The sequence below is a fragment of the Clostridium sp. TJA085 genome (genome assembly GCF_058310235.1).
The window spans coordinates 300500-316605 of record NZ_JBZEEZ010000002.1 but is presented as its reverse complement, the minus strand read 5'-3'; the positions used below and the strand labels follow the sequence as shown (position 1 = coordinate 316605).

The 16106-nt window shown below is 23.8% G+C and carries 14 protein-coding genes; 12 read left to right on the top strand and 2 right to left on the bottom strand.

Going from position 1 to position 16106, the window contains the following annotated elements:
• Complete coding sequence (locus AC4FQW_RS08695; protein WP_491148568.1) at window positions 1-2154, top strand: vWA domain-containing protein; 2154 nt, start codon at window positions 1-3, stop codon at window positions 2152-2154.
• Between the two features lie 545 nt (window positions 2155-2699).
• On the opposite strand, the gene pyk is transcribed toward AC4FQW_RS08695, so the two are convergent.
• Complete coding sequence (pyk, locus tag AC4FQW_RS08690) at window positions 2700-4118, bottom strand: pyruvate kinase (protein ID WP_491148566.1); 1419 nt, start codon at window positions 4116-4118, stop codon at window positions 2700-2702.
• 209 nt (window positions 4119-4327) lie between these two features.
• On the opposite strand from pyk, the gene AC4FQW_RS08685 reads away from it, so the two are divergent.
• The 7 genes from AC4FQW_RS08685 to AC4FQW_RS08655 all read left to right on the top strand — a co-directional run bounded on the left by AC4FQW_RS08685 (window position 4328) and on the right by AC4FQW_RS08655 (window position 12223).
• Window positions 4328-5092: an ABC transporter ATP-binding protein gene (locus AC4FQW_RS08685; RefSeq protein WP_303128969.1), complete on the top strand. Its 765-nt coding sequence runs from the start codon at window positions 4328-4330 to the stop codon at window positions 5090-5092.
• Complete coding sequence (locus AC4FQW_RS08680) at window positions 5082-7058, top strand: FtsX-like permease family protein (protein ID WP_491148564.1); 1977 nt, start codon at window positions 5082-5084, stop codon at window positions 7056-7058. The genes AC4FQW_RS08685 and AC4FQW_RS08680 overlap by 11 nt, the downstream gene beginning before the upstream one ends.
• A gap of 155 nt (window positions 7059-7213) precedes the next feature.
• Window positions 7214-7888: a response regulator transcription factor gene (locus AC4FQW_RS08675; RefSeq protein ID WP_491148563.1), complete on the top strand. Its 675-nt coding sequence runs from the start codon at window positions 7214-7216 to the stop codon at window positions 7886-7888.
• Window positions 7885-8889: a sensor histidine kinase gene (locus AC4FQW_RS08670; protein ID WP_491148562.1), complete on the top strand. Its 1005-nt coding sequence runs from the start codon at window positions 7885-7887 to the stop codon at window positions 8887-8889. The genes AC4FQW_RS08675 and AC4FQW_RS08670 overlap by 4 nt, the downstream gene beginning before the upstream one ends.
• An 86-nt stretch (window positions 8890-8975) precedes the next feature.
• The gene (locus AC4FQW_RS08665; protein ID WP_491148560.1) at window positions 8976-9776 is read left to right on the top strand and encodes an SDR family NAD(P)-dependent oxidoreductase; all 801 of its coding nucleotides are present in this window, start codon (window positions 8976-8978) and stop codon (window positions 9774-9776) included.
• A 144-nt stretch (window positions 9777-9920) separates the two neighbouring features.
• Window positions 9921-11453, top strand: a complete 1533-nt coding sequence (gene cls / locus AC4FQW_RS08660; protein ID WP_491148558.1) for a cardiolipin synthase — start codon at window positions 9921-9923, stop codon at window positions 11451-11453.
• Window positions 11454-11545: 92 nt separating this feature from the next.
• The gene (locus AC4FQW_RS08655) at window positions 11546-12223 is read left to right on the top strand and encodes a cation:proton antiporter regulatory subunit (RefSeq protein ID WP_303128957.1); all 678 of its coding nucleotides are present in this window, start codon (window positions 11546-11548) and stop codon (window positions 12221-12223) included.
• 30 nt (window positions 12224-12253) lie between these two features.
• On the opposite strand, the gene AC4FQW_RS08650 is transcribed toward AC4FQW_RS08655, so the two are convergent.
• The gene (locus tag AC4FQW_RS08650) at window positions 12254-12520 is read right to left on the bottom strand and encodes a DUF1294 domain-containing protein (RefSeq protein WP_303128956.1); all 267 of its coding nucleotides are present in this window, start codon (window positions 12518-12520) and stop codon (window positions 12254-12256) included.
• 168 nt (window positions 12521-12688) lie between these two features.
• Between AC4FQW_RS08650 and AC4FQW_RS08645 the strand changes: the two genes are divergently transcribed.
• From AC4FQW_RS08645 to AC4FQW_RS08630, 4 genes are all read left to right on the top strand, one after another.
• Window positions 12689-13408, top strand: coding sequence for an N-acetylmuramoyl-L-alanine amidase (locus tag AC4FQW_RS08645; protein ID WP_491148555.1), 720 nt, complete (start codon window positions 12689-12691; stop codon window positions 13406-13408).
• Window positions 13409-13468: 60 nt separating this feature from the next.
• Window positions 13469-14113, top strand: coding sequence for an FMN-dependent NADH-azoreductase (locus tag AC4FQW_RS08640; RefSeq protein ID WP_491148553.1), 645 nt, complete (start codon window positions 13469-13471; stop codon window positions 14111-14113).
• 197 nt (window positions 14114-14310) lie between these two features.
• Window positions 14311-15171, top strand: coding sequence for a YitT family protein (locus AC4FQW_RS08635; RefSeq protein WP_491148551.1), 861 nt, complete (start codon window positions 14311-14313; stop codon window positions 15169-15171).
• A 276-nt stretch (window positions 15172-15447) separates the two neighbouring features.
• Window positions 15448-16032 carry a hypothetical protein gene (locus AC4FQW_RS08630; protein WP_491148549.1) on the top strand — a complete coding sequence of 195 codons (585 nt, stop codon included), beginning with the start codon at window positions 15448-15450 and terminating at the stop codon, window positions 16030-16032.
• Window positions 16033-16106 lie beyond the last annotated feature (74 nt).

Genomic DNA, 16106 nt, shown 5'->3' with positions numbered 1-16106 from the left:
ATGAATAATAAAAGAAAAAAATCTAAAGTTATTTTAGCAATGACAGTAATATTCACTTTTTTTACTTTTAATATTACTCCATTGAGTGTTAACGCAGATAATAGAAAAACAGATAATAAAAGTTTATTTACTATAAGTAAAACAGCAGAATATTATCACAAAGGTGATAAACAAAAACAATTAAAAGATAGAGAATATACTATAAATTTAAATGCTTCATTTAATGGAGCGACAAAGTCAAATCCTAAAGATGTAATATTAGTTTTAGATAAATCAGGAAGTATGTTATATAATAATGCTGAAGAAAATTTAAAATATGCTGCAACTACATTTGCAGACAAGTTGCTTTCAGATAAAAATAATAGAATATCTATAATAACATTTTCACAAAGTTATAACATTATAAAAGATATTAAGGATGCAAGTAATGGTTGGATATTAGGTAAAATATATAATTATCAAGATAATAAAAATATACCAATATATATTGATACAAAGAATTATATTAATAATAATACTAATTATTATTGGGGATATATAAATTATGGAACTAAAAGTGAAAGAAGGGTATTAGTTAACCATCTTTATAATGGATATTTAATAGAATCTGGTATACCTTCAGATTCTGATTTGTTAGTTGATTTTACATCAGATAAAAATACAGCAATAAATAAAATAAAAGATATAGGAGCAGGTGGAGGAACTGATGCTGAATCTGCTTTAGATAAGGTTCAAACTCAATTGGAAAAGATTAAAGATAGCAAAAGAGGAAAGTATGTTATATTTTTTACTGATGGATTACCTAATGCAAGTATAAATTATGAAGGTAATGATTTTGAAAATGTTATTAATCAAACATTAAAAACTTATAAAGGATTAGAAAAAGAAAATAATGATACTAAATTTATATCATTAGGTTTTAAAAGTGATACATTAGGTTTAAGCGGATACTATAAATATATGTCAGAAAAATTTCTATCTGGAATACAGAATTATAATAAGGAAATAGATAAAAATAGTAAAAATGGTGTAATTTATATAGATGATGTAAATGATATAAATAAAGTTTATAATAAAATTTATGAAAAGATTATAAATTCGGTAGAAAATGTAACTATAAAGGATGTAGTTCCTGATAATTTTGAAATAGTTGATGGTAGTGTAACAAATGGTGGAGTAGTAAAAGGAAACACAGTTATTTGGGAAAATCAAGTAATTACAAAACAAAATAAAACTTTTTCTTTTAGAATTAAGGCAAAAAATTCATACTTTGGTAACGTAACAAATGATATTGATTATATGAATATAGATGGTGCAATAAATACTAATGAAAAAGCAACAATAGAATATATAAATCCAATTAATGATAAAAAATTTATAGAAGAGTTTCCTGTACCTAGAGTAAATGTTCCTAATTCATATAATTTAAAATTACAAGATAAAATTGTATTATATGGAGATAAAATAAATTTAAATACTTTAATAAATAAGCTAGTTATTAAGTATGGTCCTAAAAATGGGTATATATATACATGGACAGATGATAAGGGAAATAAAATAGTAGTAAATAATCAAAGTAGAAAGTTTAATGAAAATAATAATCTTAAAGAAAATAATATAGTAATGAAAGAAGATACTAATTATACTTTAGAAATAACTAATAAGGATATACCAAGTTTAAATTTAAAAAGTACTGCCAAGGTTAAAGTTATTAAACCAAAAGTAGAAATATTAAAAAATGTTATTGATTCAACTGGAAAAAGTATAGATTCAGCTCAACTATTTTCATTTAATATGTCTCAAAATTATAATGGCAATATTCCTGTAGAATTTACTAATCAAAATTGGAATGTTGATATTTATAACAATGAGAAGTTTACTATTAATAATATTACAAGGGGAACATATAAATTTAATGAAGGTGATTTTCAAGGTTATAACATAAAATCTTTAACAGTAGATAATCAAGTTATTTCTTTGAATAAAGATGCTTTTGAAATTGGTATGTCAGATGATGGTAATGTAACTTTAAACGGGAAAAAGATAGGTAATAATAATCCTGTGATAAAAATAAATATAGTTAATGAATCTAATCCACTTAAATTTTTTAATAGTAGTGATGTAATAAGAAATACATTTGAAAAATGTAAGTAATATAAGCCCATAAAGCAATATTTATATACTAAGGTATTTACTTCAATTAAATTGAGTAAATACCTTATTTTTTATGAAAACTTTTATAGTATTTTATAGATAAACTTAAGTTAATAACTTTAATAATATGTAAAATAAATAATAAGATATATTAAAAGCAAGAATACATTAGATATTAGAACATTAAATATATTTTTTTTTATTTAAACTAACTTTAATACGAAAAATAAACAAATAAAAGATAATATTAACTAAAGGATATTTTACCTCATTTATAATAGATGTTAATATTAAGACAAGATTTGGACAAGATGTTGAGAGGGATGATAATTATGAGTCAAAAAAGATATGATGAAGTTGTCATTGAAAAAGAAAAAACAAAAACAAATGAATTAAGAAAAGAACAAGAAAAAATGGCTAACAAAATAAAAGAAAAAGAATTACATAAATAAGACTACACCAATAAAATAAAAGAACATATTGTTTGATTAAGTAAATCTTAATTAAGCAATATGCTCTTTCTTTTTATGTGAAGAAATTTAATTTTATACTGTCATTATTTTTAAAGTATTATCTTTAAATGATGAATCTCTATTAGAAGTAAGTACTATAATAGTATCCAATCTATTTGCAATTTTATTTTTTAATACAAAGTTTCTACAATCATCTAAAAATTTATTATCGCTTATAAAATCATTATATACAAAAGGTGTTACACCGTATTGTAATAATAAACTTCTAGCAACCTCCTTATTAGGTGTTATTGCAATTATATTAGCTTTAGGTCTGTATTTTGATATAGATTTAATCATTTTACCATCTAAAGTATTTATTAATATAGCTTTAGTTGGAAAGTTATTAGCCATATTGACTATAGAAGAATACATTATATCATCATATCCTAAGGTTTTATTTATACATTCTTCTAATATTTTATTTTTAATTTCTAATTTGTTTTCTCCATCTTTTAATAATTTGCATAATGTATCTAATACTTCAATTGGATTATTACCTATAGATGTTGATCTTGTAAGCATAACTCCATCAGCATTATCAGATATTATTGTGAATATATCGCTTATTTCAGAACGATTAGGTTTATTAAATGTAATCATTGAACTTAATATTTGATTAGCAACTATAGATATTTTATTATTTTTAATACATTTATTTATTATATTTTTTTGAATTGCTGGTATTTCTTCGTATTTAATAGTTATACCCATTTCATTTCTACAAATAATAACCCCATCACAAAAACTTAGTATATCATCAATATTGTTGATACAATCAATATTTTCAACATTACATAATAATTGAGTCATTGAGCTTTTTCTATATTCTAATATTTTATCAAAATATAGTAATATATCATTTTTAGTTCTTACAGAAGATACAGAAATAAAATCAGCACCAATATTACAAGCAAATTCAATATCTTTTTCCATTAAAGTTGTAATTAGAGGTTTTTGTTCTTTTATCTTAGAGCAATTTAATTGTTTATTTGCAGATATAAATCCTGGAACTATAACCTTGCATTTAATTTCACGTCCTTGAATTTCAATAACTTCAAATTGAACAAGACCATTATCTATAAATAGTTTATCAGAAGGGGATAAAATTTTATGTAGATATGAGTTTGATATGGAGCACCTAGTATCATCTCCAATAATTTCACTACCACATAAGAAAGAAAAATTTTGACCTTTCTTTAGAGCAAAGCCACTATTTATAAAAGAGTTAGTTCTAATTTTATTGTCTTTAATATTTATAAGAATTGCTGTAATTGTATTTAATTCTTCGTCAACTTCCCTTAAAAGCTTAACAGCAAGTTTTGCTTCATCATATGAATAATGCAATAAGTTTATTCTTGCTACGTTCATACCATGATTAATTAATGTCTTTAAGCTTTCTTTATTAAAATTAGATTTGTTTAAAGTAGCTATTACTTTTGTTTTTTGCATTATATCACCTCAAATAATAAATTTGTAAATTGTTATAATAAGATTATACATATTTAAATATAAAAAAGGGGTTAAATTTATTTAATTATTTAAATGTTTACAAATTTTGTCTTACGAAAATGTAAGTTAAATGAAATATAAATAAATATGAGATTATATGTAAAGAAGTTAATATATACACATAAGATAATTTCAAGGAGGGCATACTGATGAAAAATATATTAGAAGTTAAAAATATAGAAAAATATTATGGAAATAAAGATAACGTTACAAAAGCATTAGATGGAATAAGTTTTGATGTTACAGAAGGAGAATTTGTTGGAATAATGGGAGCATCAGGAAGTGGTAAAACAACACTATTAAATTGTATTTCAACAATAGATACAGTAACTACAGGTAAAATACTTTTAGATGGGGAAGATGAAACAAGATTAAAAGGAAAGAAATTGGAAGAATTCAGAAGAGATAAGCTAGGATTTATATTTCAAGATTATAATTTATTAGATACACTAACTGTTTATGAAAATATTGCGTTAGCCTTAACAATACAAGGCAGAAAACCTAAAGAAATAGATAATTTAGTTAAAGATGTATCAAAAAAATTAGGAATAGAGACACTTTTATCAAAATATCCATATCAAGTATCAGGAGGTCAAAAACAAAGAGTTGCATCAGCTAGGGCAATTGTTACTGATCCTACATTAATATTGGCTGATGAACCAACAGGAGCACTTGATTCAAAATCAGCAAGACAATTATTAGAAAGTTTTGAAAAGATAAATAAAGAATTAAAAGCAACAATACTTATGGTAACCCACGATCCATTCACAGCAAGTTATGCAGATAGAATTTTATTTATAAAGGATGGAAAAATATTCAATGAAGTAACAAAAGGAAATAATTCTAGAAAAGAATTCTTTGATAAAATAATTGAAGTTGTTACTCTTCTAGGGGGGGAAACTAATGTATTTTAAGTTAGCAATAAATAATGTAAAGAAAAGTTTTAAAGATTATACTATATATTTTCTAACATTAACATTTGCGGTATGTATATTTTATAGTTTTAATTCAATTGATGCCCAAAAAGACATGATGGGTATTAACAAACAATATTTAGAGCTTATGTCAAATGGAATGTCATACATATCAATATTTGTATCAGTAATACTTGGTGGACTTATTATATATGCGAATAACTTTCTTATAAAAAGAAGAAAAAAGGAATTAGGTCTTTATATGTCTCTTGGAATGAGCAAAGGAAAAATGTCAAAACTTTTAGTTATAGAAGAACTGTTAATAGGTATAGGTTCATTAATTATTGGACTTATTGCAGGCATGTTAATATCACAGCTTTTAGCGATTATTACTTCAAAATTATTTGAAGTAAATATAATAAAATACCAATTTATAGTATCTGTAAATTCAATAATAAAAACAATAATATATTTTGGTGTTATATTTTTAATAGTTATGATATTTAATACATTTAATATTTCAAAATATAAGCTTATTGATTTACTTAATGCTCATAAAAAGGGAGAAAAGAACAAAATTAAGAACCCTTTTATTGCAGGAATTCTTTTTATAATTTCAATAGTTATGATAGTATTTGCTTATAAATTAATACTTAAAATTGGATTAGATTTTACCAAACCTGAATTTAAAATATCAATACTTTTAGGAATAGTAGGAACAGTATTATTTTTCTATGGCTTAACAAGCTTCTTAATAGTTATAATTCAAAAAAATAAAAAAATATATTTAAAAAAATTAAATATATTTACTTTAAGACAAATGAATAGCAAGATAAACACAAATTTTATATCAATGGCAGTTATTTGTTTAATGTTATTTTTAACTATTAGTATATTATCAACAGGTGTAGGTTTTAAGAAACAAAATATTGATAATATTGCTAAATATGATGCTTCAGTTACTGCATATTTTGATAAAAATAAAAAAGATTCAATTAAAAATATATTAGATAAAACTAAGTTTAAAATTATAAGTGGAGATAAGTATGCTTACATAAACCTTTATGATACAAAAGTAAGTTTTAATAGTCTATTGGGAGAATATGCGAATGGAAATATAAAAGAAACCATTGAGAATGGGCATATGGGAAATATAAAGGCTATTCCATTATCAGAGTTTAATGAATTAAGGGCATTAAATGGAGAAAAACCTTTAAAGTTAGATGAAAATAAGTTTTTAATACAATCTAATATGGAACAAATGAGACCTACAATAGAAAACTTTATAAAAAAATCAAGTGAAATACAAATAGAAAATAAGAAATATACATTAGAAGATAATAAATTAATAGAAAATCCTATATCTACTCAATCAGCAGCAGAAGTTCTATTTAATATTATAGTTCCAGATAGTGTTGTAAATGGATTAGAAATTAATCAATCTTTCTTAGATATACAATATGGAAATGATAAAGATAAATCGCAACAATATTATACTGAATTCTTTAAAAATAATAATGATTTTAATGGTACTTTTTTACGACTAACAACTAAGATAGAAACATTAGAAGTTATGAATGCTTCAACTGCATTAATACTATATATTGCATTATATTTGGGAATAATTTTCTTAATATCAAGTGCAGCAGTGCTTGCTCTTCAACAATTATCAGAAGCTAGTGATAGTGCTGAAAGATATAATTCATTAAGAAGAATTGGAGCACCAGAAAAAATGATAAACAAAACAATATTTATTCAAACATTATCATATTTTATGCTTCCATTAGCACTTGCTATAGTTCATTCAGTAGTTGCTATAAAGGTTACTAATTCATTTATAGCATTATATGGAAAGCCAAGTATAATATCATCTTCGTTATTAACTATGGTATTTATAATAATATTATATAGTGGATATTTTATTGCGACATATTTTGGTTATAAAAATATAGTTAAAAAGATTTAATTAAATAAAAATAGGGCTATTGTAGTAGCTCTATTTTTATAAGTTCAAATATTTTATTGAATATTATGTAAATTGACTTAGAATAATATATAATACTATTTAAAATAAAGTATATTTTATAAATATGTTTAAATGAAGGGATAGGAGGTTTTTTTATGTTTAATATTGGGATAATAGAAGATACAGAAATTATAAGAGAAGAACTTGGGAAGCTTCTTTCAAGGTATGGATATAAAACTACATTAATTATTGATTTTGAAAATGTAATAGAAGATGTTTTAAAAACTAATTTAGATTTAATATTATTAGATATAAATTTACCTTATTATGATGGATATCATATATGTAGAGAAATTAGAAAAAAATCATCTGTTCCAATAATAATAGTAACAAGTAGGGATAGTGATATGGATGAAATTATGAGTATGAATTTGGGTGCTGATGATTTTATAACAAAGCCTTATAACACTCAAATACTTTTAGCAAGAATAGAAGCAATTCTTAGAAGGGTAAATGGAGTAAAAAATGATTCCAATATACTTACATATAAAAATTTAAAATTAGACTTATCAAAAGGAATAATTATTCTAGAAGATGGTAATACATTAGAACTTACAAAAAATGAAATAAAGATATTATCATATTTAATGGAGAGAAAAGGTGAAATTGTAAGTAGAGATGATTTAATGGAATATTTATGGAATTCTGATTATTATGTAGACGATAATACATTATCAGTTAATGTAACTAGAATAAGAAAAAAACTTCAAGAAGTAGGAGTTAAAGATATAATAGAAACTAGGAGAGGGCTTGGGTATATAATGCCATGAGTTTATTAAGTTATTTAAAAGATAAAAGTATATTTTTAATAATAAATTTAGGATTATTTATATTAATGTCTATATTAATGAATTTTTTAAAATTTGGAAATGGAATAATATTTATTATATTTTGTATATGGTTTATGCCTTTATTTATTTATATAATATTTCAATTTTTAAGAGAAAAAAGGTTTTATAGTGAAATAATAGAATTAAGCAATGAATTAGATCAAAAATATTTGTTAGCTGAAATAATAAATAAGCCTGAGTTTTTAGAAGGACAAATAGTTTATAATGCATTAAAAGAAGCTAATAAAGATATGCATGAGCATATAAATGTTTATAAAAATATGCAAAATGAATATAGAGAATATATAGAAATGTGGGTTCATGAAATAAAAACACCAATTGCATCAACAAATCTTATTATAGAAAATAATAAAAATGAAGTAACAAAAAATATTTCAGGTGAACTTAAGAAGATAGATAATATGATAGAACAAGTTTTGTATTATTCAAAAAGTGATGAAGCTAATAGAGATTATATAGTAAAGCAATTTTCATTAAAAGAAGCTGTAATGTATTGTGTTAAAAAGAATTCAAGAGATTTTATAAGTAAGAAAATTAAACTAAATATTGGGGAAATAGAAGCAAATATATTTAGTGATATAAAGTGGATTGAATTCATAATAAATCAAATATTAGGAAATTCATTAAAATACACTCCAAGTGGAGGAGAAATTTCTATAAAATGCAATAAAGAAAAAAATAAAATAATTTTAAATATTGAAGATAGTGGAGTTGGAATTGAAAAATCTGAATTAAATAAAGTTTTTATAAAGGGATTTACAGGAGAAAACGGTAGAATATTTGGTAAGTCAACAGGTATAGGATTATATTTATGTAAGAAGCTTTGTGATAAATTAGGACTTGGAATAGCACTAATGTCTGATAAGGGAAAAGGAACAAAGGTTAGTATAATTTTTCCAGTAGGAAATACCTATATATAAAATTTATAAATATTTTAGCAAAAGTGATTAATATTAAATTTAAAATGAAATAATACTTATATATGTAAAAATAGGAGTGGTTTAATGTGAGTAAAAGGATATTAATTACAGGAGCTGGAACAGGAATAGGTAAAGATGCTTCAATAGAATTAGCAAGATTAGGACATAGAGTTTATGCAACAACACATTATGATGACGAAGCAAAATGGATTAACGAATATGCAAGAGATAATGAATTACAAAACAATTTAATAGCCTTTAAATTAGATTTATTATCAGTTGAAGATAGAAAAAAAGTTTTAGAATATGATATTGATGTTTTAATAAATAATGCAGCCATTGGAGATACTGGTTCAGTAATAGAAGTTCCGATTGACTCCTATAGAAGAACTTTTGAAACTAATGTATTTTCAGTTTTAGAATTAACTCAATTAGCACTTCAAAATATGATTACAAAAGGAAAGGGCAGAATAATTTTTGTATCATCATTGGTTGGTAGAATATCAATGCCATTTTTTTCGCCTTACTCAGCTACTAAATTTGCAATAGAAGGAATTGCAGAATCTTTAAAAGATGAACTAAATATGTTAGAAAACTGTGATATAGATGTTGTATTAATAGAGCCTGGAGCTTATGCTACTGGATTTAATCAACTTAATATGGAAAAGAAGTATGTGTGGATGAGAAATAATTCATATTTTAAGGATAAATTTAATAAGATTAAGTGCAAAGAGCAAGAGCGATTTAAAATTTTAGAAGAAAAAGATACTGAGTCAATAGTTTTAAAATATATAAGAGCAGTTGAGGAACGTAAACCTAAATTTAGATATACATCACCTACATATCAATCATTTGTTATTCAAGGACTTAGACTTATAGGTAGATAAATTAATTATACTTTTAATAAATTTTTTAGAACTTAGTAAAATCTAAGTTCTTTTTATTTCAAATTTAATTTAATAAAAAAAGAATTTATATTAAAATAGTAGTAGTGGACTTTACAGAGTAATGAACTTTTTAAGGAGGAATAAATGAGAAGGATATTTGATTCTTTATTTAGTAGAATAGCCATAGTTGGACTATTAATTTTTATACAACTAATTATATTGATTATAGGGATATGGAAGCTTAGTGAATCATTTGTATACTTGTATGTATTTTTCTTTATAATAAGTGTTTTAGTAGTAATATACATAGTCAGTAGAACAGATAACCCATCATATAAATTAGCTTGGACAATACCTGTTTTATTATTTCCTGTATTTGGAGGTTTGTTTTATTTATTATTTGGTGGAAAGAAAATTAATAATAATTTTAAAAGAAAAATAATTAGAGTATATTATGAATTTAAAGGGGCTCTAATACAAGATCCAATGATAATTCGTGAGTTAGAGGAACAAGATAAATCAATAGCTAACCAAGCTAAGTATACAAGTAAATATGCAGAGTCTCCAGTATATAAAAATACGTTAACTGAGTATTTATCTCCTGGAGAAAAGTTTTATGAAAGATTAGTTGAAGAATTAAAAAAAGCAGAAAAATATATTTTTATGGAATATTTTATAGTTCATGAAGGTAAAATGTGGAATACTGTTTTAAATATTTTAGAAGAAAAAGCCAAACAAGGCGTAGATGTAAGAATGATATATGATGATATGGGATGCTTAACTACACTTCCTTATAAGTATAATGAAGAACTTGAAAAAAGAGGTATAAAGTGTAAAGTATTTAATCCATTTGTACCATTTCTTTCAATAATATTAAATAATAGAGACCATAGAAAAATAACTGTAATTGATGGACATACAGCATTTACAGGAGGAATAAATTTAGCTGATGAATATATAAATGAAATAGTTAGATTTGGTCATTGGAAAGATTCTTCAATAATGATAAAAGGTGAAGCTGTTTGGAATTTAACTATAATGTTTTTACAAATATGGAGTTTCAATAGTGGTGAAAATATTGATTATAATGATTTTAGATTCCCAAAAGATAAATTTAAATTTGAAAGTGATGGATATGTTCAGCCATATGCAGATAGCCCTTTAGATGATGAGATTGTAGGAGAAAATGTTTATTTGAATATAATTAATAAGGCTGAAGATTATGTTTACATATGTACTCCATACTTGATAATTGATAATGAATTAGTTACGGCATTAACTTTAGCTGCAAAAAGTGGGGTGGATGTAAGAATAATAACGCCTCATATAGAAGATAAGTGGTATGCGCATATTGTTACTAAAGCATATTATCCTCAACTTATAAAAGCTGGAGTTAAGATATATGAATATACTCCTGGTTTTATACATTCAAAAACTGTTGTATCAGATGATAAGGTAGGAACAGTTGGAACTATAAATTTTGATTATAGAAGTTTATATCTTCATTTTGAGTGTGGAGTTTGGTTATATAAAACAAGTTCTATAAATGCAATAAAAGAAGATTATATAAATACGTTAAAAGTTTGTACAGAAATAACGTTAGAAGATTGCAAGCATGTTAAAGTATATAACAGAATATTAACAGCTATATTTAGAGTTTTTGCACCACTTATGTAATATTTGCTTTATAATTAAGTTAAGAGGACTTTTTTTTAAAAGTCCTCTTAATAAATTAGTTTTTTACAGAAGAAAAATTAAGGGGGAAGTTTATGGTTTTAATCTTGACGTTTATATTGTTTCTTGCAATATTTCTTTTAGTTATAGATTTTTTCTCAGTACTTTTTAGACTTACAGGAATGCCTTTAAAAAAAGCAAGATTTCAAGTAATATCTTTACTTACTAGTACAGGATTTACTACAAAGGAAAGTGAAATGATAGTTAGAAATCCATTAAGAAGAAAACTTGCAAGTTGGCTTATGGTAATAAGTTATGTAAGTACAGCAACATTTATATCATTTTTTGTAAGAATGCTTTCAGATAGTGTTACGAGCATTGGATTTTTTACAGTAGTTATAATATTTATTATTGTAGTAGCTTTTTTTCATAAAACTTCATTACTTGAAAAGTTTGAATCAAAGATTGAGTTATCTGTATCAAAATCGAAAATATGGGAAAAGTTAAATGCTAAGCATTTTACTTTAATTACGGATACAAAGGGATATGGAATATATGAAATTTATTTAGCAAAAGATTCAAGTTTGATTGGAAAAAGTATAATGGAAAGTAATCTTAAAGATTTAGAAATAGAAGTTTTAAATATAGATAAAGGAGATGAATTTATAAAATTTCCTTCTCCTGATTACATATTTGAGATATATGATAACATAACTGTTTATGGTAATTTAAAAAATATAAGATCAGAATTTAAATATGTAAGTGGACAATAAACAAAAAAAGAACTACTAAGTAGTTCTTTTTTATTTATTTACTATCAAATATATAAAAATTATTTGAAATATAATTATTAAAGGAATACCATATTTAAATTTAATATGCTTTGTTTTGTGTCTAAATTTATTCATTCCTATAAAACTTCCAATACTACCACCTAATAAAGATAAAATAATTAATGTGTTTTCTGATATTCTCCATTTATGCTTTTTAGCTTTTTCTTTATCTATATACATAAATATAAAGCCCAATATATTAATGATTAACAAATAAAATATAAATAAATTATTCAACTTTCTAGCCTCCTTATATTACTGATTTAATATTTTATCAGATAAATAATATAAAAAGAACAAAAAGTTTGCATTTATTTACAAAATATGGTAACATTTATTTATAGAATATTGGTATAAAATGAAGCATGTCTTAGATATTTAAAGGTTTTTAAGGGGTGATGGGGAATGGCAAATACAAATTATGCTAAACTTAGAGAAATTGAGATGTTTCATAAAAAAAAGATGAGATATGAAAGAATTATGCAAAAAAGAAGAAGAAGAACTTTTACAATTGTTGCGTTAACCTTAATAATATTTAGTTTTTTTATTTATACTAAAATATCAAGTAGTAGATATTCAACATTTTTGATGAATAATAGTAAGTACGGAAAAGTTAAGAACAGCCTTTTAGCAGAAAATATTGACAATTTAATAAGAAATTTAAATATAGAAGAAGTTAATTATAAATGGAATGAAGACATTATAGAGAATAATGTACCAAATAAAATAGTTGTACATCATGCTGTTACAACTGATGTTGAACCACAAGAAATACATTCTTGGCACATAGAAAAAGGTTATGGTGGTATAGGATACCACTACTACATAAAAAAAGATGGAACTATATATAGAGGAAGAGAAGAAAAAATGCAAGGAGCACATGCTATAGGAGAAAATAGTAGAAGTATAGGAATATGCTTAGAAGGAAGTTATGATAAAGAAAATATAGAACAAGCACAGATGACTAGTCTTGTAAATTTAGCATCAAGCTTAGTTGTAAAATATAATATGGAAAATATAATAGGCCATAGAGATTGCAATGATACTTTATGTCCAGGAGAAAATATAAATATAGATAAAATAAAAGATAAAGTTGTAAGTGTATTAACTAATTCAATAGAATAAACACTCTTAAAATAAACAATACTAATATTAAAGTATTATTATTTTAGGAGTGTTTTTAATATGAAGTTATTACACATAATAGTGAATTCAAAACCTGAAGAAGAATCATCTAGCAGAAAAGTAGCAAGGCATCTTGTAAATACAATATTAGAAAGAAATCCTCAATATAAATTAGAGGAAATAAATTTGTACGAAGATTATATACCAAGATTAAAATATAATTATTTTAAAGGCAGGAATTGTTTAGTAGACAATAAAGAATATGAAAATTTAAATGATGATGATAAAAAAGAAGTTAATAGAATAAATGAATTATGTGATCAATTTAGGAGTGCTGATATGTATGTAATAGCTGCACCAATGTGGAGCTTATCATTTCCAGCTCCTTTAAAGGAGTATTTAGATTGTATAGTTCAGATTGGTAAAACTATTGAAATTAAAGATGAAAAAATAAAAGGTTCATTAGATGATAGAAATAGAAAAATGGTCTATGTTCAATCTTCAGGTGGGGAGATTCCTTGGATTTTAAGAGGAAAATTAAGTCAAGGAGTTGAATATTTTGAGGATATAATGAAATTTTTAGGAATTAAAAAATTTAAAGAATTATTAGTTGATGGAACAGGAATTGATAAATATACTAAAATGGATGCTGAACATAGAGCGATGAAAAAAATAGATGCAATTATAGAGGATTTTGATTCATAGAATAAATTTTGATAAATCTAGATAATATTAGAAACATTAAAATATTATCTAGATTTTTTTGCATAAAATAACAAAAAAATAACTAAATATAATAAAAAAAATTATAATTATTCAAAAAAACCTCTATCATATGAATAAAATTTCTGTTATTCTAGTTATTGTGTTTAACAAAAGAAAAATAAAAGTTGTATTAGGAGATGTTAATTGTGAAAGAAAACATAAAAGAATACGGAATAATAACTATAGGAGTTCTTCTAATTTCAATAGCAATAGAGTATTTCTTTGCACCAAATTGTATAGCGGCTGGAGGAGTAAGTGGACTGGCTGTTGTAGTAACTCATTATATACCTAGTTTAAGTGTTGGTAGTTTCTCATTTATAGTTAATTTATTTTTATTTGTACTGGCATTTATTGTAGTTGGTGGAGATTTTGGACTTAAAACTATTTATGCAAGTTTTGGCTTATCTTTTATATTATGGTTTATGGATAAATTTATACATCCACAAGCGTTAACGAATGATTTAATGCTTGCAACTATTTTAGGAACTATAATAGTTGCTATAGGACTTTCAATAGTATTTAATATAAATGCATCAACTGGAGGGACTGATATATTAGCTAAAATATTAAATAAGTACACTACTTTTAATATTGGTATAGCATTACTTTGTGTAGATTTTTTAGTAACTTTATCAGGAGCTATAACATTTGGGATAGATAAAGGATTTTATGCATTACTTTCTGTTGTAATAAATGGACCATTAATAGATAAAATATTATCTATTATGAATCAGAAAAAGCAAATTACTATTATAAGTAATAAAAATGAAGAAATATCAAAATTTATAATGGACGAATTAAAGAGAGGATGTACAGCTTTAGCAGGTTCAGGTGCTTATAGCAAAGAGAAGAAAGAAATAATTTATTCCATTTTAAATAAAAAGGAATTAGAAAAATTAAAAGATTTTATAGAAAAGATAGACAATGAAGCTTTCTTTACTATAGGAAATATAGAAGAAGTTCAAGGAAAAGGTTTCTTAAAGGTTAGTGGACTTTAATAATTTATAAGACAAGTGTTTTTATAATCACTTGTCTTTTTTTATAAAAATAATTAATAAAATAAACTATGTTGAGATAATAATTAAAATTAATGTTAACAAGAATAGATATAGTTAATAATAGTATTAATATATTGATATAATTGAAATAAAAGCAAATAAATTTATATAAGTTTATAGAAATAAATATATTATTTAAATTCATAATAAAAGATTATTGTGTATATTAAGTTTTAAAATAATCAAATATAAATTACAGAAGAAGAGGGGATTAATGTGAAAAAAGTAATATCAATTCCAGTTATAGTTGTATTATTATTTAGTTTAGTTTCATGTGGTGCTAATAGAAAAATTTACGATAGTGTTAATGACTTTTTTAAAGCATACAAGGAATTGGATTTAAATAATGCAAACAAGTATGTTGAAGATGGTGGATTATTAGCCAAGTCTATAAATAAATTTGATAGTTATAATGATAAAAGAAAAGATGCTATAAAATATTGGGCAAGCAAGATATCATATAAAATAAATAAAACAGAAGAAAAAAATGGTATAGGAATTGCAGATGTTGAAGTTACAGCTCTTGACGGAAATTATATTTATAATAATTATATGCAAAATGTACAAGCATTACAATTTAATGAAAATCAATTAAATAATAATAATAAATATGGAAATCCAATAGGTGGGGATTTCGATGATGCATTTTTAAGTGCTTTAGAAAATCAAGAAACACCACTTAAAACAACAAATATTAAAGTTAAGCTAAAGAAGATAGATGATACGTGGAAAATTACAAATGATAGTGAAGTACTTACTGCAATATTAGGTGGACTTAGTCCTAGTGAAATATTAGATTAATTAAATTTTGTTTATTTATATAGATTGAATTTTTTTAGATACATAAATAATATTATTTGTGTATCTTTTTTCTT